Source organism: Pyxidicoccus caerfyrddinensis, assembly GCF_010894405.1.
Lineage (GTDB): Bacteria > Myxococcota > Myxococcia > Myxococcales > Myxococcaceae > Myxococcus > Myxococcus caerfyrddinensis.
Genome location: NZ_JAAIYA010000005.1, coordinates 412156 through 434312 on the forward strand (window position 1 = coordinate 412156; position 22157 = coordinate 434312).

Annotated in this window: 16 protein-coding genes; 10 read left to right on the top strand and 6 right to left on the bottom strand. The window is 71.9% G+C overall.

All coding sequences use genetic code 11. The annotated features are described in order from the left end of the window. Positions 1-191 precede the first annotated feature (191 nt). Positions 192-3053, bottom strand: a complete 2862-nt coding sequence (locus G4D86_RS53795) for a tetratricopeptide repeat protein (protein ID WP_163993829.1) — start codon at positions 3051-3053, stop codon at positions 192-194. Positions 3054-3188: 135 nt separating this feature from the next. Between G4D86_RS53795 and G4D86_RS14480 the strand changes: the two genes are divergently transcribed. Both G4D86_RS14480 and G4D86_RS14485 read left to right on the top strand, forming a co-directional pair. Next, complete coding sequence (locus G4D86_RS14480; RefSeq protein ID WP_163993831.1) at positions 3189-3470, top strand: rhodanese-like domain-containing protein; 282 nt, start codon at positions 3189-3191, stop codon at positions 3468-3470. Positions 3471-3539: 69 nt separating this feature from the next. Continuing rightward, positions 3540-4448 (top strand): DMT family transporter, encoded by a 909-nt coding sequence (locus tag G4D86_RS14485; RefSeq protein WP_163993833.1) that lies wholly within the window; start codon positions 3540-3542, stop codon positions 4446-4448. Positions 4449-4550: 102 nt separating this feature from the next. On the opposite strand, the gene G4D86_RS14490 is transcribed toward G4D86_RS14485, so the two are convergent. Then, on the bottom strand, positions 4551-5492 hold the full coding sequence (locus tag G4D86_RS14490; protein ID WP_163993835.1) for an alpha/beta fold hydrolase: 942 nt from the start codon (positions 5490-5492) through the stop codon (positions 4551-4553). Between the two features lie 513 nt (positions 5493-6005). Between G4D86_RS14490 and G4D86_RS14495 the strand changes: the two genes are divergently transcribed. Continuing rightward, complete coding sequence (locus G4D86_RS14495) at positions 6006-7358, top strand: phytoene desaturase family protein (RefSeq protein ID WP_163993838.1); 1353 nt, start codon at positions 6006-6008, stop codon at positions 7356-7358. A 3-nt stretch (positions 7359-7361) separates the two neighbouring features. Then, positions 7362-8336 carry a sigma-70 family RNA polymerase sigma factor gene (locus tag G4D86_RS14500; protein WP_163993840.1) on the top strand — a complete coding sequence of 325 codons (975 nt, stop codon included), beginning with the start codon at positions 7362-7364 and terminating at the stop codon, positions 8334-8336. Positions 8337-8358: 22 nt separating this feature from the next. Here the strand turns inward: G4D86_RS14500 and G4D86_RS14505 are convergent, their stop codons facing one another. Further along, a complete protein-coding gene (locus G4D86_RS14505; protein WP_163993843.1) occupies positions 8359-8937 on the bottom strand; it encodes a class I SAM-dependent methyltransferase in 579 nt (192 codons plus the stop codon). A 201-nt stretch (positions 8938-9138) separates the two neighbouring features. Next, positions 9139-9948 (bottom strand): prolipoprotein diacylglyceryl transferase, encoded by an 810-nt coding sequence (locus G4D86_RS14510; protein WP_163993845.1) that lies wholly within the window; start codon positions 9946-9948, stop codon positions 9139-9141. 598 nt (positions 9949-10546) lie between these two features. Between G4D86_RS14510 and popC the strand changes: the two genes are divergently transcribed. The 3 genes from popC (at position 10547) to G4D86_RS14525 (ending at position 14513) form a co-directional block, all read left to right on the top strand. Beyond that, positions 10547-11983 (top strand): subtilisin-like protease PopC, encoded by a 1437-nt coding sequence (gene popC, locus G4D86_RS14515; RefSeq protein ID WP_163993847.1) that lies wholly within the window; start codon positions 10547-10549, stop codon positions 11981-11983. 63 nt (positions 11984-12046) lie between these two features. Further along, positions 12047-12478 carry a PopC secretion inhibitor PopD gene (gene popD / locus G4D86_RS14520; protein ID WP_163993849.1) on the top strand — a complete coding sequence of 144 codons (432 nt, stop codon included), beginning with the start codon at positions 12047-12049 and terminating at the stop codon, positions 12476-12478. 403 nt (positions 12479-12881) lie between these two features. Next, entirely contained in the window at positions 12882-14513 is a 1632-nt protein-coding gene (locus G4D86_RS14525; protein WP_163993851.1) for a hypothetical protein, read from the top strand. Positions 14514-14594: 81 nt separating this feature from the next. Here G4D86_RS14525 and G4D86_RS14530 read toward each other — a convergent pair whose 3' ends face one another. Beyond that, positions 14595-14990 (bottom strand): RidA family protein, encoded by a 396-nt coding sequence (locus tag G4D86_RS14530; protein WP_163993853.1) that lies wholly within the window; start codon positions 14988-14990, stop codon positions 14595-14597. Between the two features lie 220 nt (positions 14991-15210). Here G4D86_RS14530 and G4D86_RS14535 point away from each other — a divergent pair, with 220 nt between their 5' ends. Further along, the gene (locus G4D86_RS14535) at positions 15211-16443 is read left to right on the top strand and encodes a GNAT family protein (protein ID WP_163993854.1); all 1233 of its coding nucleotides are present in this window, start codon (positions 15211-15213) and stop codon (positions 16441-16443) included. A 212-nt stretch (positions 16444-16655) separates the two neighbouring features. Continuing rightward, the gene (locus tag G4D86_RS14540) at positions 16656-17318 is read left to right on the top strand and encodes a TVP38/TMEM64 family protein (RefSeq protein ID WP_163993856.1); all 663 of its coding nucleotides are present in this window, start codon (positions 16656-16658) and stop codon (positions 17316-17318) included. A gap of 2 nt (positions 17319-17320) precedes the next feature. On the opposite strand, the gene G4D86_RS14545 is transcribed toward G4D86_RS14540, so the two are convergent. Beyond that, a complete protein-coding gene (locus G4D86_RS14545) occupies positions 17321-18748 on the bottom strand; it encodes a tail fiber domain-containing protein (protein ID WP_163993858.1) in 1428 nt (475 codons plus the stop codon). A 310-nt stretch (positions 18749-19058) separates the two neighbouring features. Here G4D86_RS14545 and G4D86_RS52860 point away from each other — a divergent pair, with 310 nt between their 5' ends. Beyond that, positions 19059-22130 (top strand): transglycosylase SLT domain-containing protein, encoded by a 3072-nt coding sequence (locus G4D86_RS52860; RefSeq protein ID WP_240360243.1) that lies wholly within the window; start codon positions 19059-19061, stop codon positions 22128-22130. Positions 22131-22157 lie beyond the last annotated feature (27 nt).

Below are 22157 nucleotides of genomic sequence, written 5' to 3' on the forward strand. Positions count from 1 at the left end.
CGCGGCGCGTGACGCCGGCACGCCCCGCTTCAAGGCACCTGCTCCCCGCGCGCATGCGTCGCCGGCCACTCCCACACCACGCGGCGCGTGACGCCGGCACGCCCCGCTTCAAGGCGCCTGCTCGCCGCGCGCATGTGTCGCCAGCCACTCCCGCACCACGCGGCGCATGACGCCGGCCGGCACGCCCCGCCTCAAGGCGCCTGCTCCCCGAGCGCATGCGTCGCCAGCCACCCCTGCACTGCTTCGAGTGCGCGGGCGTTGGCCTGCGCATGGGCCGCGTAGGTGTCCCGTGCGTCCTCGACCAGCTCGCGAGCCCTGCGTGGCTCCTGCTTCGTCTCCCACAGCGCCCGTCCCAGCGCGAAGCGCGTCCGCGCCACGTCCTCGGCGCGGGTGAGGGCCGTCCTCAGCGGCAGCGCGCGCTCCAGCAACTCCACCGCCCGCTGCGGCCGCCCCAGCGCCAGGTGCGCCTCACCGAGGCTGGTGAGGAAGTGCAGGAGCGTCTCGTTCTCACGCCCCTCCTTGGCCTCGAAGCGCTCGAGCGCGCGCTCCAGCACGGGTAGCGCCTCGCGAGCACGCCCCTGGGCCAGCCAGATGTCCGCGACGGTGCGCTGCACCTTGGCGGCCTCGGGGTGTTCCGCGCCCAGCTTCTTCTCGTAGAGCACCCGTGAGCGCTCGGCGGACTCCAGTGCGTCCTGGAAGTTCCCGCGCCACGTCTCGAGGATGCCCAGGTTGTGCAGCGCCGCCGCCACCTGGAGGCTCTCCTTTCCGTAGGCCGGCTCGAGGAGGGCGAGCGCCTGGCGCTGCGCCTCGACGGCCTCGGCCAGCCGGTTCTGGAAGGAGAGGACGTTGCCCAGCATGACGTACCCCGAGCCCAGCTCCGGGTGGTTCGCCCCCTGGGCCGCCGTGCGCAGGGCCAGCGCCCGCCGCACGGACTGCTCGGCCTCGGAGAAGCGGCCGAGGCCCATCAGCGCATTGGCCCGGAACGTCAGCACCTGAATCGCCGGGAGCTGGGAGGGCAGTCGCTCGAAGAGGGCCAGCGCCCGGTCCAGCGCTTCGAGCGACTCGGCGTGCTGCTCGCGGTCCTCCGCGTTCATCCCCGCCACGAAGTGGTAGCGCGCCTCCAGCCGCTCGGGGCGCCCCAGCCGCTCCAGCACCACCCGCGCCTGCCGGAGCCGCAGCGCCGCGGGCTCATGGCGGCGCAGCAGGCCGCTCTCCACCTGGGCCAGGTCAATCCACGCGCGCGCGAGCATCGGCTCGTCTCCAGCGGCGCTCGCGGCGTTGGCGGCCTCCGTCAGCCGCTCGGCCGCCACGTCGTAGCGCCCGGCGCGCCAGTGCACGCGCCCCTCCACGACGAGGGCCTCGGCCTCCACATCCAGCGCGGAGAGGGCGCGCGCTTCACCCCGCGCCTTCTCCAGCGCCGCGAAGGCGGGCTTCAGGCGCGCCGCATCCATGAGGGTGCGCGCCTCGTCGATGTGCTCGCGAGCCGCGTCCAGCCGGGCCCGCACGGCCGGGTCGGCGGGAGGGCGCGGCGCCGCGCGCAGGGCCGCCAGGTCGGCGCAGTCCTCCAGGTCCGGCAGGGCGTCCACGGTGCGCACCGCGTTCTCCGTCACCCGCGCATCCGCGGAGAGCAGCACGCTCGCGAGCGCATCCACCGCCCGCCTCCGGCGCGCGAGGCAGGCCATGCGCAAATCCAGCATCTCCTCGCCCTGCTCCCCGCGCAGGCGCGTGGCCTCGCAGGCGTCGGTGTGTTGCGCCACCCAGCGCCTGCCGTAGTCCTCCACGCGGCGGCCGACTTCAGCGGCGGTGTCCGCCGAGTAGGGAAGGCCGGTGCGCCGCAGCGCCTCGCCCACCGCCGCCGAGCGCGACGCGCTCCACGTCCCGGCCCACTGCTCCGCGGCGCCCTGGCACGGCACGGGGACGGAGGTCCTCCACACGAGGAGCCCCAGCGTCGAGGCCAGCGTCAGCACCCCGGCCCCCAGCGCGAGCCGGCGCCGCCGTGAGCCCGACGCCTCCCGCGCGAGTGCGCCGAGCAGTGCCTCCATGGAGGGGAAGCGCGCGTCGGGATGAGCGGCCATGCCTCGCAGGAGGACGGGCGCCAGCCCACGAGGAAGGCCGGGCCTGGACGGAGGCGGAAGCGGCGCGCCTCCTCGGGGAACACCCTGGAGCGGATGGCGGCCGTAGAGCGCCTCGTACAGCGCGACGCTGAAGGCGTACTGGTCCGCGCGGGCATCCACCGTCCCGCCCTCCCGCTGCTCCGGGGCCATGTACGCGGGCGTGCCGAGCACCTGGCCTGCCTGCGTCACCACCGCCAGGGGCGCGGGCTCCTCCGCGAGGACAGACGGGGCGGAAGCGGCCACGCCACGGGCCAGCCCGAAGTCGGCCACCTTCACGCGCCCGTCGCGCGCCACCAGGACATTCTGCGGCTTGAAGTCGCGGTGCACGAGCCCGGCCGCATGCGCGGCGGCCAGCCCCCGGCCGGCGTCCAGGAAGCGCTCCATCACCTGCCGCCAGGGACGCGGCTGGGCCTCCAGCCACTCCCGCAGCGTCGCGCCCTCCACGTACTCCATGGCGAGGAAGACCTGGTCGCCATGCGTCCCAACGTCATGCACCGTCACGACGTGGGCGTCCGCCAGCCGTGCCAGCGCCTGGGCCTCGCGGAGCATGCGCGCGCGGTTCTCTTCGGCCCCTGGCCCCGCGAGCAACTCCGGGCGCAGCAGCTTCAGCGCCACGCGCCGGTCGAGCTCGGGGTCATACGCCTTGAAGACCTCTCCCATCCCCCCGGCCCCCAGCCGCGCCAGCAGCAGGTAGCGCCCGAGCTGGCCAGGGGCTGCGGTGCCCTCCGGCACGGGCAGGACCGGTGCCCCGACAGGCGGCGCGACAGGCGGCGCGGCGGGAAGCACGGGCACGTCGCGAGGAGCCAGCTCCACGGTGGGCGCGTCGAAGCGACGGCAGGAGGCGCAGGTCTCCAGGTGCAGCCGCACGCGCTCGGCCTCGTCCGGAGGCAGCGTCCCGCGTTGAAACGCCAGGAGGGTGGGCTTGTCGGGGCACGTCACGGAGATGGAGGGCAGGATGGGGCACCCGTGGGAGCGGGAGCAATACCCGGCCCCGGCCCGGCCGCGTCCCTTCGAGACTCAACACCTTCGGAAGAAGCGCTCTCCGCTCCGCGCGGGTGGGCCTACAATGAAGCCATGACGCCTCAGGAGCTCTCTCAGAAGGCCCGGCAGCTCGTCGCGGAAGGCGCGGTGCTGCTGGATGTGCGCACCCCGCAGGAGTTCCAGCAGGGACACCCCGAAGCCGCGCGCAACATCCCCGTGCAGGAACTGCCCCGGCGGCTCTCCGAGGTGGGCCCGCCCGGTACGAGCGTGGTGGTCTACTGCGCCGCGGGCGGCCGCAGCGCCCAGGCCGTGCAGTTGCTGCGCGCCGGTGGCTACACGGACGTCTTCGACCTCAAGTCCGTCAACTACTGGTAGGCCCCCGGCGGGCTGCGCGGGACGCGTGACACGGGCGCCCGCTTGGAGCAGGGTGCGCGCGCTCCCGCCATGAACCGCACCGCTGGCTTCTTCATCGTGGCCCTGTCCGGGGCGTGCTTCGGCGCGCTCGGCCTCTTCGGGCGCCTCGCCTACGCGGCGGGCGCGGACGCGCCGTCGCTGCTCTTCCTGCGCTTCTCGCTCGCCGGGGCGGTGCTGGCCAGCGTCATGGTGGTGCGCCGCCAGCGCCTGCCAGAGCGCAAGGTGGTGCTGGCCCTCATCCTGCTGGGCGCGGTGGGCTACGTGTCGGAGGCGGGGGCGTACTTCATCGCCCTCCAGCACGCCCCCGCGGGCCTGGTGGCGCTGCTGCTCTACTCCTTCCCCGCGCTCGTGGCGCTGCTCCAGCGCGTCGTCTTCGGCGAGCGGCTGGGCCGGGTGAAGTGGCTGGCCGTGGCGCTGGCCCTGGGGGGCACGGCGCTGACGGCGGACGTGGAGCAGGGCGGCGCGAAGCCGCTGGGCATCATGCTGGGGCTGCTGTCCGCGCTCCTCTACGCCTGCTACGTCGTCATCAGCGCGCGGGTCGCGGGCCGGGCGGGCCCACTGGCGTCCAGCACCGTCATCCTCGGCTCCGCGGGCGTCACGCTGGGGCTCGTGGTGCTGGCGCGGGGCCCGGCCTTCCCCACCACTCCCACGGGCTGGGCCGCCGTGGTGGCGCTGGCACTCGTCTCCACCGTGGCCGCGGTGCTCCTCTTCTTCGTGGGCATGGCGCGCATCGGCCCGGTGAACACGTCCCTGGTGTCCACCATGGAGCCGCTGACGGCGGTGTTGCTGGGCGCGCTGTTCCTCGACGAGCGGCTCAGTGCCCGGCAGGGGGTGGGCGGACTGCTCATCCTCACCGCCGCGGTGCTGCTGGCGCGGTCCGATGCGCCAGACCCCTCGCTGCGGCCGCCCGAGGACACGAAGGCGGCGGGGCCCGGGTAGCCGACCCTACCGAAGCGGGGTCACGAGCACGGCCTACCGGAAGCCGGGCCCGGAGAGCGCCGATGGTGAGCCGCCGCGCCCCGGGCCCGCGCATGCTCCGCGCTACTTCGTCACCGACTTCAGGAAGCGCTGCACCTCGTGCACGAACTGGTGTGGCAATTCCGCGTGGGGCGCGTGGCCGGTGTCCGGGTAGAGGACGTAGGTGGCGTTGGGGAGGGCGTCCACCAGCGCCTGCTGCTGCTCGACGGGGAAGAAGCCGTCCTGGTCTCCGCCCACCACGAGCACGGGCACGTCAATCTCACCCAGCCGGGCCGAGTGGTCCTCCGCGATGAGCCCGTCCAGGGTGGCCTGCCACACGCGGGCGGGGACCTTGAGGCTCTCCGACACGAGCGTGTCGATGTACGACTGCGGCACGGGGCGCGTGAAGGTGCTCGTCTGGAACTCGCGGACGAAGTCCGGGTCCACCGTGCCCACCTGCGTGTCGACGATGGACTTCAGGAACAGCGCCACCTCGTTGCCCGCGACGGTGGGCGCCGAGCCGACCAGCACCAGCGCCTCCACGCGGCTCGGGTAATCCAGCGCCACCTGCTGCGCGATGAAGCTGCCCATGGAGTGGCCGACGAGGATGGCCTTGCGCTCGCCCATGGCATTCAGGAAGGCCACGACGTCCGCGGCGAAGTCCTGCTGCGTGTAACAGCAGGCCGGGCGGGACGAGTCACCATGGCCGCGCTGGTCCAGCGCATAGATGTGGAAGCTGCGCGGGAAGATGGGCAGGTTCAAATCCCACGTGTGGTGCGAGTCCGTGTAGCCGTGGAGAAAGACGACCACGGGTCCGTTCTTCGAGCCCTGCTCCACATAGCGCAGCGTCACCCCGGTGCTCAGCGTGACGGAGCGCTCACGAGGGGCGGCCGACAGCTCCTGCGTGTCCGGCTGGGACTGGACCTCCTGCGCCTGTGCGGCCGTGGTGGACGCCTCGGACTCGGGCGCGGGGCCACAGGCGGCGAAGAGGGGAAGTGCGAGCAGGGCGACGAGGAGACTTCTCATTCGGGGATGCCTCTGACGTGCGCGGCGGGAGATTCCGTCGCTGTATGCACCATCTTACGCCTACCTCTGACATTGCCTGACGCAAAGCAACTCTCAGGGTTGTCAGGAATTCGCACCCTCAATGCGAGACCGGCGTGGCGCATGTGAGGCGTGATTGACCCGCGCTGTCGGTGGAAGGTTCTCGCGGGATTGATGCGGTGTGACACGCGAGTCCCGGCGATGAGGGCCCGGCCGGGGCGGGTGGCTCGTGGAAGGAACGTTCATTCCGCCGCGGCCTGCGCGGGCGGCCGGGTGCTGCTTCGCGGAAGGAACGTTCATTCCGCCTGGACCGTCGCGGCGGGCGGCCGGGCGCTGCTTCGCGGAAGGAACGTTCATTCCGCCGCGGCCTGCGCGCCGGGCGGCCCCGGACCGGCCACTCCCGGGACTTTCGCGAGGCCCTGTAACCTTTCGCCCCCTCCGTCGTGGAGCCGTTGGATGCCCGGAATTTCCCGGGCGCACAGACGGAGGACGGACATGCGGGCAACCCGAGTGGCGGTGGTGGGCGGCGGGCTGGGTGGGCTCACGGCTGCGGCGCTGCTGGTGCGCGGTGGCTGCGAGGTGACGCTGTATGAGCGCGCGAAGCACCTCGGCGGCCGGGCGCAGACGTCGGAGGTGGAGGGCTTCCGCTTCAACCTGGGGCCCCACGCGCTGTACCGGGGCGGGGCGGCGATGCGGGTGCTCGGGAGCCTGGGCGTGAAGCCCCAGGGAGGCATCCCGGGCGAGGGCTCGTATGCGTTGCGCGCGGGCCGGCTGCACACGCTGCCGCGCGGGGCCGTGTCGCTGATGACGACGGACGTGCTCACCCTGGCCGGAAAGCTGGAGCTGGCGCGGCTGCTCGCGGGGCTGCCCCGCATCGACGTGAGCTCGCTGGCGCGCCAGTCGATGCGTGAGTGGCTGGAGACACGCTTGTCGCGCGAGGACTCCCGTGCGCTCGTCGGCGCGCTGACGCGGGTGTCGTGCTACTGCGCGGACCTCGACACGCTGAGCGCGGAGGTGGCGGTGTCCCAGCTCCAGTCCGCGCTCGCGGCCAACGTGCTCTATATCGACGGCGGCTGGAGCACGCTGGTGGACGCGCTGGAGGCCCGGGCGCGCGAGGCGGGGGTGCGGCTGGAGCTGTCCGCACGGGTGGAATCGGTGGTCCATGCGCAGGCGCACGAGGCCGGTGCGGGAGCGAACCCCGTGGCCATCCACGGACACGCAGCGGAAGCCCGCGTGTACGGCCTCCGGCTCGCGGACGGGACGGTGCACGAGGTGGACGCGGTGGTGTTGGCGGGCAGCCCAGGGGACGTGGCGTCGCTGGTGCCCGGGGACGCGGTGCTCGCGCGGGAGGCGGCGGAGGCGGTGCCGGTGAAGGCGGCCACGCTGGAGCTCGGCCTGTCCGGCCTGCCGAGGCCGGAGGCGCTGTTCGCGCTCGGAATCGACGGTCCGTGGTACGTGTCCGTGCACTCGGCGTCCGCGCGGCTGGCGCCAGAGGGAGGCGCGATGGTGCACGTGATGAAGTACCTGGGCGGAGCTGACGCCGAGGCGCGCGAGGCCGAACTGGAAGCGGTGATGGACGCGCTCCAGCCCGGCTGGCGCGAGCACGTGGTGGCGCGGCGCTTCCGTCCCAACCTGACGGTGAGCCACCTGCTGCCGGGCGCGAAGTCCGGTGGCCTCTCCGGACGTCCCACGGCCCGGGTGCCGCACGTGAGCGGCCTGTTCCGGGTGGGAGACTGGGTGGGCCCGGAGGGCATGCTCGCGGACGCGTCCTTCGCGAGCGCCGAGTCCGTGGCACGAGCACTCCTCCAGACGCAGCACCTGGAGCCGCGCCGCGCGGTGGGGGCCTGAAGCATGGAAGGGCGGGGACACGGCGCGGTGGCGGAAGCGGCGCGCGAGCACGAGCGCTTCCTCTGGGGCCTCTGCTACCGGATGACGGGCGTGGCGGCGGACGCGGACGACCTGGTGCAGGAGACGTACGCCAGGGCCCTGGCCTCGCCGCCCGAGCACCAGGAGTCACTGCGCCCCTGGCTGACGCGGGTGGCGGTGAACCTCGCGAGGGACCACCTGCGCCGCCGCCGCCGCGAGGGCTACGTGGGCCCGTGGCTGCCGTCGCCGCTCGACACCGCGGACGCCACGTCACCCGAGCTCGACGTGCCCCCCGGAGTGGAGGCACGGCTGCCGGGAGGCGGCTCGACGGAGGGGCGCTATGAGTTGCTGGAGAGCGTCTCCTACGCCTTCCTGCTGGCACTGGAGGTGCTGGCACCGAAGCAGCGCGCCGTGCTGCTGCTGCGCGACGTGTTCGACTACTCGGTGCGCGAGGTGGCCGGGGCGCTCAACATGAGCGAGGTGAACGTGAAGGTGGTGCACCACCGCGCCCGCGCCGCGATGGCGGAGTATGACCGTGCCCGCTGCGTCCCCACCAGGGCACTGCAGGAGCGCACGCGCGCCGCGCTGGAGGGCTTCATGGGCGCGCTGCTGTCGGGAGACGTAGCGGCCGCGGAGGCGCTCCTGTCCTCCGACGTGCGCGCGCTGACGGACGGTGGCGGCCAGGTGCGTGCGGCCCAGGTGCCGGTGGTGGGAGCGAAGCGGGTGCTCACGTTCCTCCAGCGGCTGATGGAGCTGCGAGGCCCGCCGGTCGCGTTCGAAATCCAGATGCTCAACGGCCTGCCGGCGCTGGTGACCGTGTTCGCGGACGCGAAGGACCCGATGTACGCCTCGCACGCGGTGCTGCGCGTGGACGTCGACGCGGACGGGCGCATCACCCGGCTTCACTCGGTGCTCACGGACCGGAAGCTCTCGGGCGTGCGCCTGCCGCCGTCCAGCTGAGTGGCGGCACGCGGTCCTCCGCTCAGCCGTTCGGCTTGCGGGCGATGATGAGCTCGCCCACGCCATGGAGGCGCTGGACGCGGTGGACCACGTCGAAGCCGGCCTGCCGCACGAGCTGGTACGTGTCCCGATTGAGCCGGCACCCACCGGTCAGCATCCGCCACGCCGGGGTGAGCAGGTCCTGCGCGGTGGCCAGCCCGGCGGACGGCGCGCGCACGTGCTCCAGCATGCGCAGCTCTCCTCCGGGGCGCAGCACGCGGAACAGCTCCGCCATCCCACGTCCGGGCGTGTCCACGCTGCAGAAGACGAGGCTGGCCACCACGGTATCGAAGGACGCGTCGGCGAAGGGCAGCTCCTCCACGCTGGCCTGGAGCACCTCGACGTCGGGGCGCCGCCTGCGCGCCCGCTCCAGCGCCTCGGCATCGATGTCGATGGCGGTGACGGACGTCACGGTGTCCGGGTAGCCCGGGAGCGCCAGGCCGGTGCCGGTGCCCACCTCCAGCACGCGGCCGGACAGCCCGCTCACCAGCTTCCGCCGGGCGGTCGTCAGCCCCAGCCACCCCAGCGGAGCCATCACCACGTCGTAGGTGAGCGCCTTCATGCCGAAGCCTCCCTGCTCCCTCACCGCGCCAGGGGCACCGGGCCGGAAAAGCCCGGCGACGTGCTCGAGCCGCCCTGGAAACGACTCGGCCCGGGAGCCCCCGGCGCTTCGCCAGGGCCACCGGGCCGATGATGCCACCGCCAGCCGTCAGGTGACGCCAGCGGCCCGGGAGCACGAAGGCCCTCCCGGCCGCCGGCGCGACTACCGTGCCGCGCCGACCGTCTTCCCCGGCCCCGAGGAGGCCGGAGGCACCGGAGACGTCCCGGGCGCGCGCTTGCGCAGCAGGCCCCACAGGCCATACGCCACCAGCGCGATGCAGCCGTACTGCGCGGGCGTGAGCCCGAAGTAGCGCGCATCCACGTACGACAAGTCGGTGGCGCGCAGCGTGTCGAAGAAGAAGCGGCAGAAGGAGTACAGCAGCGCGAGCAGCGGCAGCAGCCGGCCCTTCAGCTTCTCCGAGTCGCGCAGCGCGTACAGCAGGCCGCTGATGGCGAAGAGGGCAATGGCGTCGTACATGCCCAGGTCGTGGCGCGGGCCATCCTTGAAGGCCACCGCGAGGAAGAAGTCCGTGTGCACGCCCGGGTGGTCATGCACGGCGAAGCACCCCAGCCGCGCCACCGCCCAGCCCGGCGCCACGCCCAGCGCGAACGAGTCCGCGTAGTCGTTGAAGCGCAGCTTGCGCATCCGGAAGAACACCACCGCCGCCAGGATGCCGCCCAGCAGGCCACCGAAGGACGACAGCCCGTCCCACACCTTCAGAATCTGGAACGGGCTCTTGGAGAGCTCCTCCGGATGGTAGAAGAGCAGGTGCACGAGGTGGCCCATGACGACGCCGCCGATGACGCCCCACATCGCGTAGTCGGCCAGCGGGTTCGGGTCCAGCTTCTGCCGCTCGGCATTGCGGACGAGCAGGCGAGCGGCCAGCAGGATGCCCAGCGCCACGAAGATGCCGAAGGGCTCGATGGTGAGGGGCCCCAGGTGAATCGAGGGGGCATGCCAGTAGGGAATCACGTTCTGAAGCTCCAGGCCGGGCGAACGTCCCTCCCTTTATCCGGGCGGAGGGACGGAGGCGAACATTTGTGGGGACGCGAACTTTCCCGAAGAAGCCGCGCCCAGATGACTCAACGGGTCCGCTGGACGACACAGTCCCTGTGTGCCCCCTGGCACTCCCCTCGTACCCGGGAGGGAATCACTCCCACTTCCAGACGTTCGGGGAAGACCCGTCAGGACCGAATCAGGGGGTCTCACGCGTCTACTACAGGAAATCCTTGGTTTTTTGTCAGGCCCATCCGTTCCAATCGCACCGTGGGCCGGGGCTTTCCAAGGAGGGTGACGGGATGACGCAGCGGGGACACAGCCACCACACACCGGGCGCGCCGCCACGCGCGAGGCCGGTGTGTGCCCCCGCGGGGATGTCAGCCTCACCCACCACGGTGGACGCGCCGCCACGGACGCGGGCCACTTCTGTCGGGGGCACGTCGCCACGAGCGCGCTCCCATTGCCCCCCTCGCACGCGAGAGGCTCCGCACGCGACGGGCGCTCCACTGATGCCGGCAGCCCTCTCTTCACGCGGCTGGCGTTGCAAGGTCGTCCAAGGAGTACACCAACCATGAAGTCCTACCTGTTGGTTCCAAAGGAGTCCATCGAGACGCAGGCGCACGTGGGGCCTCGCGGCACGGAGCAGGGCGAGCGCGTGCTGTCGCGCACCACGGCGCTGCGCTTCTCCGTGGCGAACAAGGCACCCGACGCGCTCTCCGCGCTCGGCCTCCGCTCGGCCACGCTGCCCGGCGTGCGCCCCCAGGTCAGCGGCCAGGAGCCGCGCAAGCGCGGCGCGAAGGGCAAGAAGGGCGCGCGAGTGCAGCAGGCCGGCACGCGCGGCGCCGACTCCAGCACCGTACCCATGCCGGGCGCGCCCGTGACGGAGCAGACGGGCACGGAGGCCGGCAGCTACCGCTTCATGCCGCTCGTCGGCGCCACCATGGCCCACTTCTACGAGGAGGCCACCGAGAAGGCCGCGCGCGCCGACCTGGAGAAGGAGTTCGAGTTCATCCCCGACGTGGTGCCCCTGTCCTTCCCCGGCCCGGTGTCCGCGGGGCAGATGGGCCCGCGCCACATCGGCATGTCCTCGCTCGCCAAGCGCGAGTGGCCGGAAGAGTGCGGCGTGCCCATCGCCCACGCGCAGGGCATCCGCGGCGCGGGTGTCATGCTCGGCATCCTCGACACCGGCGTGGACGCGGACCACCCCGAGCACGCCGCCCGCGTCATCCAGTTCCGCTACGTGTCGCTGTTCCCCAACTCGCCGCACAACCCCGCCCGTGACATCCGCGGCTTCGACCCGGACGGCCACGGCACGCACGTGTGCGGCATCGCCGCGGGCGTGCACCACGGCGTCGCCCCGGAGGTGGACCTCTACGTCGCATCCGTCATTGAATCGGAGACCATCCGCACCAGCCTCGGCCGCGTCGCCGCCGGCATGGAGTGGCTGCTGCACCAGTTCAGCCGGCCTGAAAACGCCATGCGCCCGGCCGTCGTGAATCTGTCGCTCGGCTTCCCGCTCAACCCGCCGCCCGGCATCTCGGAGGCCGACTACAACCTCAACCTGCGCGCGCTCCAGACGATGATTCGTCGCCTGCTCGACAGCAACGTCCTGCCTGTTGTCGCGGCAGGCAACAGTGGACCCGACACGGTTGGTTATCCAGCCGCCTTTCCGGAGTCCCTGGCGGTTGGCGCAGTCGACTTCGAGCGCAATGTGGCCACATTCTCCGCCAGCGGGACGGTGGGTAGGCGCATCGTCCCCGACGTCATGGGTTACGGAGTAAGCGTGTATTCGTCCACAGAGCGCCGCTGCAACAACCAGGCGTTCTACGAGCGAATGAGTGGCACCAGCATGGCGGCGCCTTATGTAGCGGGTATTGCAGCACTGTACCGCTGCCGTGCACCTGACTTGACGGCGGTTGAGGTGAGGGATTTGATCCTGGCCAATGCAGTCAAGCTCCCCCGCTCGGCGACACACCGGACGGGCAAGGGCCTGGCTGTGTTCAGGTGACGGTGGTGGGTTGATACCGGGGTCGGCGCCAGCTGAGCGCCGGACCCGGGGGAGGATGAGGCCATGAGCACGAAGAATGGCGGGCCGGGGGACATGTACGCCGAAGGTGCGCCCCGGCTTTCCTCGAACATGCGTCCGCTGCCGGGCGCCGCGAGCAGCTCGCATGCAGGTCCGGATGCGCAGCCCGAGTGGGTCGACATCACGGTGATGCCGAGGGAGGCACCCGCGCCGTCGCGCGCGCGTGCGTCGGCGGCCCGGCCACCTCCGCGCTCGCGCGTGGAGGTACACCAGTCCGGCCTGGCCGAGAGCGCACGCTTCCACCAGAGCTTCATGCGATGGCTCGAGGAGAAGCACCTCCTGGGCTCCGTGCGCTCGGTGAGCGAGCCGGGCTCCATGCCCATGCTCCACCTGCGCTGCGCGCCGCGCGTGCTGGACCAGCTGCGCCGTGCGCCGGAGTTCGAAGCGGGCACGATGCTGCCCCTCGACCTCATCTAGCGGTGGGTGCCCCTCGCCGTGCACCCCTGGTCTGGGACTCCCTCCGAGCGTAAGGAGGGCTGCCCTGGTGGCTTCGTGGCCACCTTCCGGCGGCGCGCTGTGTGCGCGCCACCCTCGGAAGCAGAGGCCCCGGCTCCGTCGTTCCCGCCACGGTGAACCGACGTCAGGGCCGCTTCTTCCTGATTAACTTAGAAACTCGGGATTGTCCTGCCAACTGGCCATCCGGCCAAAGGTCCGGGGTCAGCGTCGGGCGGTCGACGCAGCGCACCGAGCGGCCGGGGCCAGGCGCACAACGCGGCGAAATCCGGGGTGAAATCCTCTTTCCTGGGACGGTGCGCCGCCTGCCCGGCTCCTCCTGATTGCAGCCAGTGACTCCCACTGCCCCCAATCAGGAGCGAAGTCCATGCGCCCGCTCGACGCCTACCGTCCCGTCGTCACCCCCCCGAAGCCCGCCCCCGCCCCGGCGGCCCCGAAGGCTCCCGCGACGGCTTCCGCCGCCGTCTCCCTCCAGCGCCCGCCGCGGGCCGACGGGTTCGACGGCCGGGGCGGCTCGCGCCTCTCGGCCAGCGTGGAGCTGGCGCCTCCCCCTCCGCCTCCGCCGCCCCCCGCGCCGAAGAAGACGGAGGAGAAGGGCTTCTTCGACAAGCTGAAGGGCGGCGCCAATGACCTCAAGAACAAGGTCGAGGACACGCTCGGCGACGTGAAGGACACGGCCGTCGAGGTGAAGGACAAGGCCCTCGAGGAGGGCGGCAAGCTCGTCGACAAGGCCAAGGACTTCGGCAAGGGGTGGACCGAGGCCCTCGACTACGAGGAGAACATCGACAAGCTGGGCCCGGGCGACACGTACACGCTGTCGGTCGGCGGTGACGTGAGCATGGAGGGCGCGAAGGCGTACGGGAAGGGGACGCTGGAGGTCACCCGCAACGAGAAGGGCGAGTACATCGTCTCCGCCGACGGAGAGCTGGGCGGCGGCCTGTATGCGAGCGCCGGTGGCTCCGTGGGGGCGCGGGCGAAGGTGGAGGGCGAGCTGACGGCGGGCTTCAACGGGAAGGTGGAGATGAAGTTCGCCTCGGCCGAGGAGGCGAAGCGCGCGGCGGACACCCTCGTGCGCATGACGGGGCCCGCCGCGGCGGCGCTGAAGGGGGGCCCTCCTTCCGGGGCCGACCTCGAGTTCGCCGCGAAGCACATCTCCGCCGTCGAGGTGGGCGGAAACCAGGCGGCGCAGCTCGCCGCGGACGTGGGTCTGGGCGTGAAGAAGACCATTGGCGCCAGTGCGTTCGTCGAGGGCGGCGTGAAGATGGAGTACACGGCGCGCATCGAGTTCGACGAGAACCGCAAGCCGTCGCTGGTCTTCAAGAATGAGATGTCCGGCCAGGTCGCGGGGGGCCTGGAGCTCGGGTTCAACAACACCAAGGGCCGTCGCGGTGAGCAGACCGGGGCGAACGGGGGCCTTCAGGCCGGGGGCAGCGTCAAGGGCTCCGTGACGACGGAGGCGAAGTTCGACCTCCCTCCGGGGTTGGACCCCATGAAGCTGGCGAAGGACCCGCTCGGGACGTTGAAGGAAGCGGGCCTCAAGGAGCTGAAGTCCCTGGAGACGAAGACCACGGTGAAGGTGCAGGAGGAGGGGACGGCGGGCAAGAACGGCGGCGGCTTCGAGGCGAAGCTGTCGGTGACGATGGAGGGCGACAAGCTCGTGGATGGCAAGGCGCTCGACTTCGCGCTCCGGGGCCAGCTCGACAAGGCGCTGGAGTCGACGGGTGAGGCCGCGCAGGTGGATGCGACCCTCCGGAGCTTCGACAAGACCGGCGTGGATGCCTCTCCCGAGCTGAAGTTCATGGGCTTCGGCGGGAAGGCGACCCTCACCGCGGAGCGCACGGACATGGCGGACATGCCCGCCTTCTCGTTCAAGGGGAACGGGAAGCAGGCCGGCGCCGCCCTTCGCGACTGGCAGCAGAGCGGCGGGGGGAACCCGCTGCAGAGCTCCCTGAACCAGCAGGTCTCCGTGGGCCGATACCTCGGAGGCGTCCGCGGCTGACGCTGAAGCGCGAGTGCTGAAGGGCGGCCCGCCGGTGCTTCATGCGCCAGCGGGCCGCGCGTGACGGAGCCTCCGCCGCGCTCAGGGCACGTACGCGATGCAGTCGATCTCCACGCGCAGGCCGTCGTCGGGGAGCGCGGACACCTGCACGGTGGTGCGCGCGGGGCGGTGTCCGGCGAAGACGCGCTCGTAGACGGCGTTCATCCGGGGGAACTCCTTCATGTCCACGAGGAAGACGCCGCAGCGCAGGACGTGCTGGAGGCTGGAGCCGCCGGCCACGAGGATGCGCTCCAGGTTGCGCAGCACCTGCTCCGTCTGCGCTTCGATTCCCTCGGCCTGCTTGCCGGTGGCCGGGTCCCTGGCGGCCTGTCCGGAGATGAAGAGCAGCCGGTCCAGCTGCATGCCGGGCGAGTACGGGCCCGCGGGCTTGGGCAGGTTGGGGGAAACGATGGGCTGGTGCTTCGCTGATGACGTCACGGGCTTCTCCTTGCGAAGAGAGGCCCAGGCATAGCGAAGGCGCGGGCGGGGCGCACCTCACGTGCCACCTCCACCGCGCACTGTGCGCTCCGCTGCACACGTGCGGAGTCTCCCGGCTGCACAGTCCCAGCAAAACCGCGCACCTGGCGCACGGGTGCGGGGAGGCACGGAGGTTGCGTTGGAGGGCTCTCGTCAGCGGTCACCCTCACGGAGCCCATCCATGCAAGTGGCGCGGAAGTCCTCCCCGGTAGCACGGTCTGCGCGGCACCCCGGCGCGAGCGGTCTGCACTTCGAGCTGTTCTCCACCGCCGAGGCCCTCCCCGACGCGGACTGGAGCGCGGTGGTGGACGCCGGACACGTCTTCCTCCAGCCCACGTACCTGCGCGCCCTGGAGCGCAGCCGCCCCGAGCGCATGACGTTCTTCTACGCGCTCTTCCGCGAGCAAGGCCGCCCCGTCGCCGTCGCCAGCTTCCAGTGCGTGGACTTCGGCATGGACGGCTTCGGGCCCAACCTGCTGCCGGAGGGCATGCCGCCCGAGGAGACCCTGGGCGCGTCCTTCTTCGTGCGCGCGCAGCTCAAGCGCGTGCTGGAGCGGATGCGGGTGCGCATTCTCGTGTGCGGCAACCTCTTCGTCTGCGGGCCGCACGGCTTCGCGCACCGGCCGGAGTTGGACGCGGAGCGCGCGTGGTCCGCGCTGGCCGAGGCGGTGGACGCCCTCCAGGCGCAGGAGCGCAACCTCACCTTCGTGCTGGTGAAGGACCTGGCGCCCGAGGCGCTCGGGGCCACGCGGGCCCTGGAGCGCGCGGGGCTGGACCGCGTGCAGGTGGACCCCACCATGATGCTCACCGTGCGCCCCACGTGGCGCGGGTTCGATGACTACCTCGCGGACCTCACCACGAAGTACCGCGCCAATGCCCGCCGCTCGCGGCGCCAGCTCGCGGGAGTGGAGCGCCGCAGCCTGACGGCGGGAGAAATCGCCGACCTCGCGCCGCAGGTGGAAGCGCTGTACGGCGCCGTCCACCAGCGCTCGCGGCTGCGGCCCTCGCGCGTGAGTGCCTCCTACTTCGTGCACCTGAAGGAGTCGCTGGGCGCGGCCTTCGACTTCCTCGGCTACTTCGAGGGCGGAGAGCTGCGCGCCTTCAACTCGCGCCTGCGCGCCGGAGAAGAGTCGGAGAGCTACTACCTGGGCATTGACTACGCGCACAACGAGCGGCTCGCGCTCTACTTCAACGCGCTGCTGGACGACGTGGAGTTTGGCATCGTCACCGGCGCGAAGCGCATCCAGTTCGGGCGCACGTCGCTGGAGTGCAAAAGCGCGCTGGGCGCGGAGCCGCAGAGCCTCAACCTCTTCACCCGCCACCGCGAGCCGCTGCTGTACCCGCTGGCCCGGAGTCTCCTCCCGCTGGTGCAGCCGAAGTGGGCGGCCCGTCACCCGTTCAAGGAGCACAAATGAAGCGCCACCTGCGAGTGCTGTGGATGCAGCCGAAGTGGGCGGCCCGTCACCCCGTCAGGGAGCACCCATGAAGCGCCACCTGCCGGTGCTGTTGATGCAGCCGAAGTGGGCGGCCCGTCACCCGTTCAAGGAGCACCCATGAAGCGCCACCTGCCGGTGCTGTGGATGCAGCCGAAGTGGGCGGCTCGCTACCCCACCAGCAAGGAGCACCCATGAAGCGCCACCTGCCGGTGCTGTTGATGGTGCTCGGACTGGTGGCGACGCTGCTCATGCTGCGGCCGCTCGCCTCGGGAGCGCTGCCGGCGCTCGACCTGGTGCGCGGCTCGGGCCCGGCGGGCACGGTCCTCTTCTGCGCGGTGTACAGCGTGTCCACGTTGTTGCTGCTGCCCACCACACCCTTCGCGCTCGTGGCGGGCGCGCTCTATGGGCCGTGGGGTGGTGGCGCGCTGTTGATGCTCCTCAGCCTCGGCGTGGACCTCGTGGCCTTCTCGCTCGCGCGCTTCGCGCGAGGCCCCTTCGAGCGCCTGCGGCAGCGCTTCCCGGGGCTCGCGCGGCTGGACGCGGCGATGAAGGACGGCGGCTTCGGCGTGGTGTGCCTGCTGCGCCTCTCCCCGCTGGCGCCCTACGGAGTGCTCAACTACGCGCTGGGACTCACGCGCGTGAGCCCGGCCTCGTTCCTCGCGGGCACGCTGGTGGGGAGCCTTCCGGCCACCGTGCTCTTCCTCGTGCTGGGGCACGGCGCGGCGGGCATGGTGCAGGGCTCGGGCGGCGCGGCGGGGCTCTGGGTGACGGTGGCCCTCACCGCGCTGAGTGCCGTGGGCCTCACCGCGTGGGCGAAGCGCCGGCTCGCCGAGTCACCGGAGGTGACGGCCTGAAGTCACCGCGCGGCGGGGCGCTGCGCCTGGATGGCCGCCTCCAGCCGGGACAGTCCCTGCTTCAGCTCGGCCATTTCGGCCTTCAGGGCATCCACCTCGGCCGTCTTGGCGCGGAGCTCCTGCGTGCGCCGCTCCAACGCCTGGATGGCGGCCATGTTCACCCCGTCGATGTCGAGCAGGCCGATGCTCTTGTCGTCAGTGCCCAGGCCGAAGGCCGCGCGGAAGTCCTGCGCGACGGGGCCCACGTGACGGACGCCCTGGCTCTCGTCCTTGTAGCGCCAGCTCTGGACGGGCATGCGGGCCACCCTTGAGAGGACCTCCTCCCCGTCCACATGCTGGAAGCCCTCCTTCTGGTTCCGGTCCGACGTGCACGAGAACACGCCCGAGCCCGCGGGCAAATCACACCCCGTGGTGAGCGTGGCGTTGGTCCTCAGTCGGACTCCGCCCGCGGCGCGCAACATGAACTGGTTGTTGGCGGTGCTGGAGGCCACGGTGGTGGTCGACTCGTCCCCCCAGATGAATGCGCCGTCGAAGCCCCCCGTCGTCACCCGGTGCCCCAGGGCCATCCCGTAGTCCGAGTTCGCCGACACGCGGTACCCGATGGCCACGGCGCCCTGGCCGCTGGCGACGTTGGTGAATCCCATGGCCACGGACGCGAAGCCGCTCGCGGTGGTGGAGGCGCCAGAGGAGAAGCCCGCCGTCCCGCTGGTGACGTTGCTGGCTCCGAAGCACACCGAGTCCGTGCCGCTCGCCGTGCACTGGTCACCGTAGGCGAAGGAGCCGTACGCGCTGGCCGTGGTCAGGTTGCCGCCCGCCCAGGAGTAGAAGCCCACGCTCGCGTCGTCCCACTGGGTGTCGGCATAGCCGGCGCGAAACGCGGCCTTGTTCGGGTACCACATGAGCCTCTGCCCCTTGCCCGTCATGGGGATGACCCCGTAGCCCAGCTCGCCGCGCGCGAGCAGGCCACCCGCGGAGTCCACGGTGAAGAGCGGGAAGCCGTTCCAGGTGGGGGTGGTCGCGGTGTTCTCGACGCGCAGCAGGGGCACCGGTGTCTGGGCCGACGCCGCCGATTCGACGCGCAGGTCGGCCTTCGTCGTCAGCCGGCCATTCGTGGTGCCCGTCCCCGCGACGGAGAACGAGGCGTCCTGCACGGTGCTCCCGTTCTGGATGTAGCTCCCGCTGCCCGGCAGCGGCGCGCGGGCGTCATTGAGCCGCGAGTCACTGCCCTGCACGGCGGTGTTCGCTCCGCTCCCGTACTCGACGCTGAGGACGTTTCCGTCGAGCTGGAGTCCGTCCCCCACCTCCCACGGCTGGTCGGGCTCGCCCTTCGGCCCCTGCGGGCCCTGGGGGCCTTCGGGGCCCTCGGAGCCACAACCTCCCGTGCTCATGGCGATGCAGCCCAGTGTGGCCAACAGTGTTCCGACCTTCATGGTGGGGGTCTCCTAGGTTGCACGGCGGCGCGGGATGAACGGACAGCGCCCGAAATCTTCTCCGGAATGTGCCGGCACCCCGGCGTGGATCCATCCCGGTGCAGGGCAGGTGGTCTCCGCCACCACCCTCGCGCAGGAGCGCCTACGCGTCAGCGCTGAAGGCCGTCGGGTTTCGTGCAAACCGCCGGGGGCGCCGCGTCCGCCGGTATCGCCTGGACGACGTGCGTGCGGGCGGCGTGAGTTGACCCAGTCCCGTTCACACGGAGCGTGCAAATCCATCTTGGCCCCAGGACTTCAGAAGAGGGCTGCGATGGACGGGCTGCGAACGGGAGCGGTGGTGTTCCTGGCATGCGCGAGCGTGCTGGGAGCGGGCCCCACGTGGGCACAGGAGGCCGTGGAGGAGACCCCGGGCGAGGTGCTCTCGGAGGAGCAGCTGGAGGCGCTGCTCGACTCTCCCACCGCGCAGCCGGACAGCGCGGAGGGGGCCACGCCCTCTTTCGGACCGGAGCAGCTCGCGCCGTACTTCGCGGAAGGCACGCTGGCGAAGGCGCGCGCGGAGTTCAACCGGGGCCGCTATCAGCGCGCGCGGGCGCTGCTCGCGCAGGAGAAGCCCACGCTGCCGGTGCGCTTCCTCCAGGCGCAGAGCGCCCTGTTGGCGAAGGACTTCACCGTCGCCGCGGACGAGTTCGCGGCGCTGGCCAACGACTACATCCCGCTCAGGGACCACTGCCTGTTCCGCGCGGCGCAGGCCAACGAGAAGGTGCGCCGGTGGGAGCTGGCCGTGGGGCAGTACCGGGGTGTGAGCCCGGGCTCGCCGCTCTACCCGGAGGCGCGCTTCAGCCTGTCGAAGGTGCTCCAGCGCCGGGGCGACGTCGCCGGGGCGCTGGCCGCGCTGCAGGAGCTCATCGACAGCCGCCAGTCGCGCGGGCCGGACGCGCTCCGGATGAAGGCGCTGCTGGCCATCTGTGATTTGGCACGAGCACAGGGGCAGTACAACGTCGAGCACCGCGCGCTGCTGGAGGTCTGGGCCACGAGCCCGCTGTCGCGCGAGGCGCAGCGCGCCGGACAGCGGCTGAAGGGGTTGCCGCTGCCGACCAAGTGGAGGGTGCGCCGGGCCGAGGCGCTGGTGGAGCTGCACCGCAACTACTCGGGCATGGAGCTGCTGAACGGCTTGCTGCCCCACGTGCAGCTGCCCGACGAGCTGTCGTGCCGCGCGCACCTCACCTACGGCCGGGCGCTGCGCAAGGAGCGACAGCACCGCCGGGCCATCCAGATGCTCACGCCGATGGTGGAGCAGTGCACCTCGCCGGAGCAGCGGCCGCAGGCGCTGTACGTGCTGGGCTACTCGCAGTCGGTGGTGGACCCGAAGGCGGCCATCACCACGTATGCGACGCTCGCGCGTGACTACCCGGAGCACGGGTACGCGGACGATGCGCTCTTCTTCTCGGCGTGGTTCCTCCAGCGCACGGGGGACACGGACGCGGCGATGGCGCGATACGAGGAGACGGCGCGGCGCTACCCGTCCGGCAACTTCGCGTCCGAGGCGCTCTTCCGCGCGTTCTGGCTGCACACCCGCCGCCAGGAGACCGAGGCCGCGCTGGCCGCGCTGACGGCGGTTGAGAAGCTCCCCGAGGCGGCGCGCACGGACGAGGCACTCTGGCGCGCGAGGTACTGGCACGCGCGGATGCTGGAGGGCGAGGCCACCAAGGTGGAGGCGATGGACCGCTACGAGCACATCGCCATGGAGCGCCCCGCCGGTTGGTACGGGATGCTGGCGCGCTCGCGGCTGGCGCTGCTCGCTCCCGAGCGAGTGGCGCGTCTGCGGCCGTCGCAGGAAGGCGTAGGGGGCTCCGGCAGCGCGGGTGGGGCCGGCGAGGTGGCCGCGAGTGCCGCCAGCGCGCTCACCCGGTCCACTGCCGCTGCCGGCAGTTCGCTCGGGGCTGGAGGGCGCACGGGTTCCACCACGGTGTCCGGCACCCTGCCCGGAATCGCCGGAGTGCTCGGCGGGTCTGCCGCCGCGACTGGCACCTGGCCCGGGGCCGCCGGAGGGCTGCGCGATTCCTCCGCCGTGTCCGGCAAGCCCGGTGCGCCCGCGGGAACCATTGTCGCGGCCAGTAACGGCGGAGGGACCATCGACGTGCTCACCCGGTCCGCCGCCGAGGCTGGCAAGCCTGTCCTGTCCACGGGAGTTCTCAACCCCGGTGGGGTCAATGCAGAGAGCCTGTCCGCGGGAAGTCTCGTCGCGGCCATCAAGCCCGGGGGGCTCGCCGGGAGCACCGCCGAGGCCGGCAGGCCCGGTGTGAACGCCGCGGGTCTCGCTGCGGCGAACCTCGCTGGGGCCATGGCCACGGTCAGCACGCAGGGTGGCGCCATCGGGTCCACGGCCACCGCCAGCCAGCAGGTCGGCATTGCCACGGTCAGCACGCCGGGTGGTGCCATCGGGTCCACGGCCACCGCCGGCAAGCAGGTCGGCATTGCCACGGTCAGCACGCCGGGTGGTGCCATCGGGTCCACGGCCACCGCCGGCAAGCAGGGCGGCACCGCCAGGACCGTCACACCCGCCGCGGCCACCGAGCCCGTCGAGCTCGGTGAGCCGGTCGAGGTCTGGCCGCTCGCCCCTGGCCCGCTCCAGCACGACGCGCGCTTCGCGGCGGGAGTGGAGCTGCTGCGGTTGGGCCTCCCCGGCGCGGTGGACGAGTTCCTCGCGGTGGATGGCCGCGTGCTGCCGGAAGCCTCGGCGCGGCTGCTGTACCAGACGGTGCTGCGCACCGGGCGCCGCAAGCTCGCGCGGCAGGTGGCGCGCTCGGCGCTGGGCCAGGAGATTCACGGTCCGCTGAGCGCCTCGTCCCGGCCCATCTGGGAGGCCACCTGGCCCCGGGCCTACCGCGCGCTCATCGAGCGCTACGCGCGTGCCTCGCGCGTGGACCCGGACCTGCTGCAAGGGCTCATCCGCGAGGAGAGTCGCTTCAATCCCCGCGCGCGCTCCTCCACGGGAGCGCTGGGACTGGCGCAGCTCATGCCGGCCACCGCGCGGCAGGTGGCGGACTCGCTGGACCTGCCCCCGGTGGGCGAGGCCGCGTTGCTCCAGCCCGCCGACAACGTGCGCCTGGGCGCGGCGTACCTGGGCCAGCTCATCAAGCACTTCGGAGGCAATGTCGCGTATGCCGTGGCCGCCTACAACGCGGGCCCCGGAGCGGTGGAGCGCTGGCGCCACGCGCTGCCCCGGGCGGAGCTGGACGAGTGGGTGGAGCACATCGCCTTCGAGGAGACGCGCGGCTACGTGAAGAAGGTGCTCGGCAGTTACAGCGCCTACAAGCTCCTCTACGGCAACGAGCCCGCCATCCTGCGCAACCTCCGCGTGGACGACGTCAGCGTGAGGTAGCGGCCGTCAGCAGTACCTGTTCGCGAG

Bases quoted from the DNA above. Each gene is read 5' to 3' on its own strand.
- G4D86_RS14545 (WP_163993858.1), bottom strand. From the start codon at position 18,748: ATGAAGGTCGGAACACTGTTGGCCACACTGGGCTGCATCGCCATGAGC.
- G4D86_RS14495 (WP_163993838.1), top strand. From the start codon at position 6,006: ATGCGGGCAACCCGAGTGGCGGTGGTGGGCGGCGGGCTGGGTGGGCTC.
- popC (WP_163993847.1), top strand. From the start codon at position 10,547: ATGAAGTCCTACCTGTTGGTTCCAAAGGAGTCCATCGAGACGCAGGCG.
- G4D86_RS14505 (WP_163993843.1), bottom strand. From the start codon at position 8,937: ATGAAGGCGCTCACCTACGACGTGGTGATGGCTCCGCTGGGGTGGCTG.
- G4D86_RS14490 (WP_163993835.1), bottom strand. From the start codon at position 5,492: ATGAGAAGTCTCCTCGTCGCCCTGCTCGCACTTCCCCTCTTCGCCGCC.
- G4D86_RS14500 (WP_163993840.1), top strand. From the start codon at position 7,362: ATGGAAGGGCGGGGACACGGCGCGGTGGCGGAAGCGGCGCGCGAGCAC.
- G4D86_RS14525 (WP_163993851.1), top strand. From the start codon at position 12,882: ATGCGCCCGCTCGACGCCTACCGTCCCGTCGTCACCCCCCCGAAGCCC.
- G4D86_RS14480 (WP_163993831.1), top strand. From the start codon at position 3,189: ATGACGCCTCAGGAGCTCTCTCAGAAGGCCCGGCAGCTCGTCGCGGAA.
- popD (WP_163993849.1), top strand. From the start codon at position 12,047: ATGAGCACGAAGAATGGCGGGCCGGGGGACATGTACGCCGAAGGTGCG.
- G4D86_RS14535 (WP_163993854.1), top strand. From the start codon at position 15,211: ATGCAAGTGGCGCGGAAGTCCTCCCCGGTAGCACGGTCTGCGCGGCAC.
- G4D86_RS52860 (WP_240360243.1), top strand. From the start codon at position 19,059: ATGGACGGGCTGCGAACGGGAGCGGTGGTGTTCCTGGCATGCGCGAGC.
- G4D86_RS14540 (WP_163993856.1), top strand. From the start codon at position 16,656: ATGAAGCGCCACCTGCCGGTGCTGTTGATGGTGCTCGGACTGGTGGCG.
- G4D86_RS14485 (WP_163993833.1), top strand. From the start codon at position 3,540: ATGAACCGCACCGCTGGCTTCTTCATCGTGGCCCTGTCCGGGGCGTGC.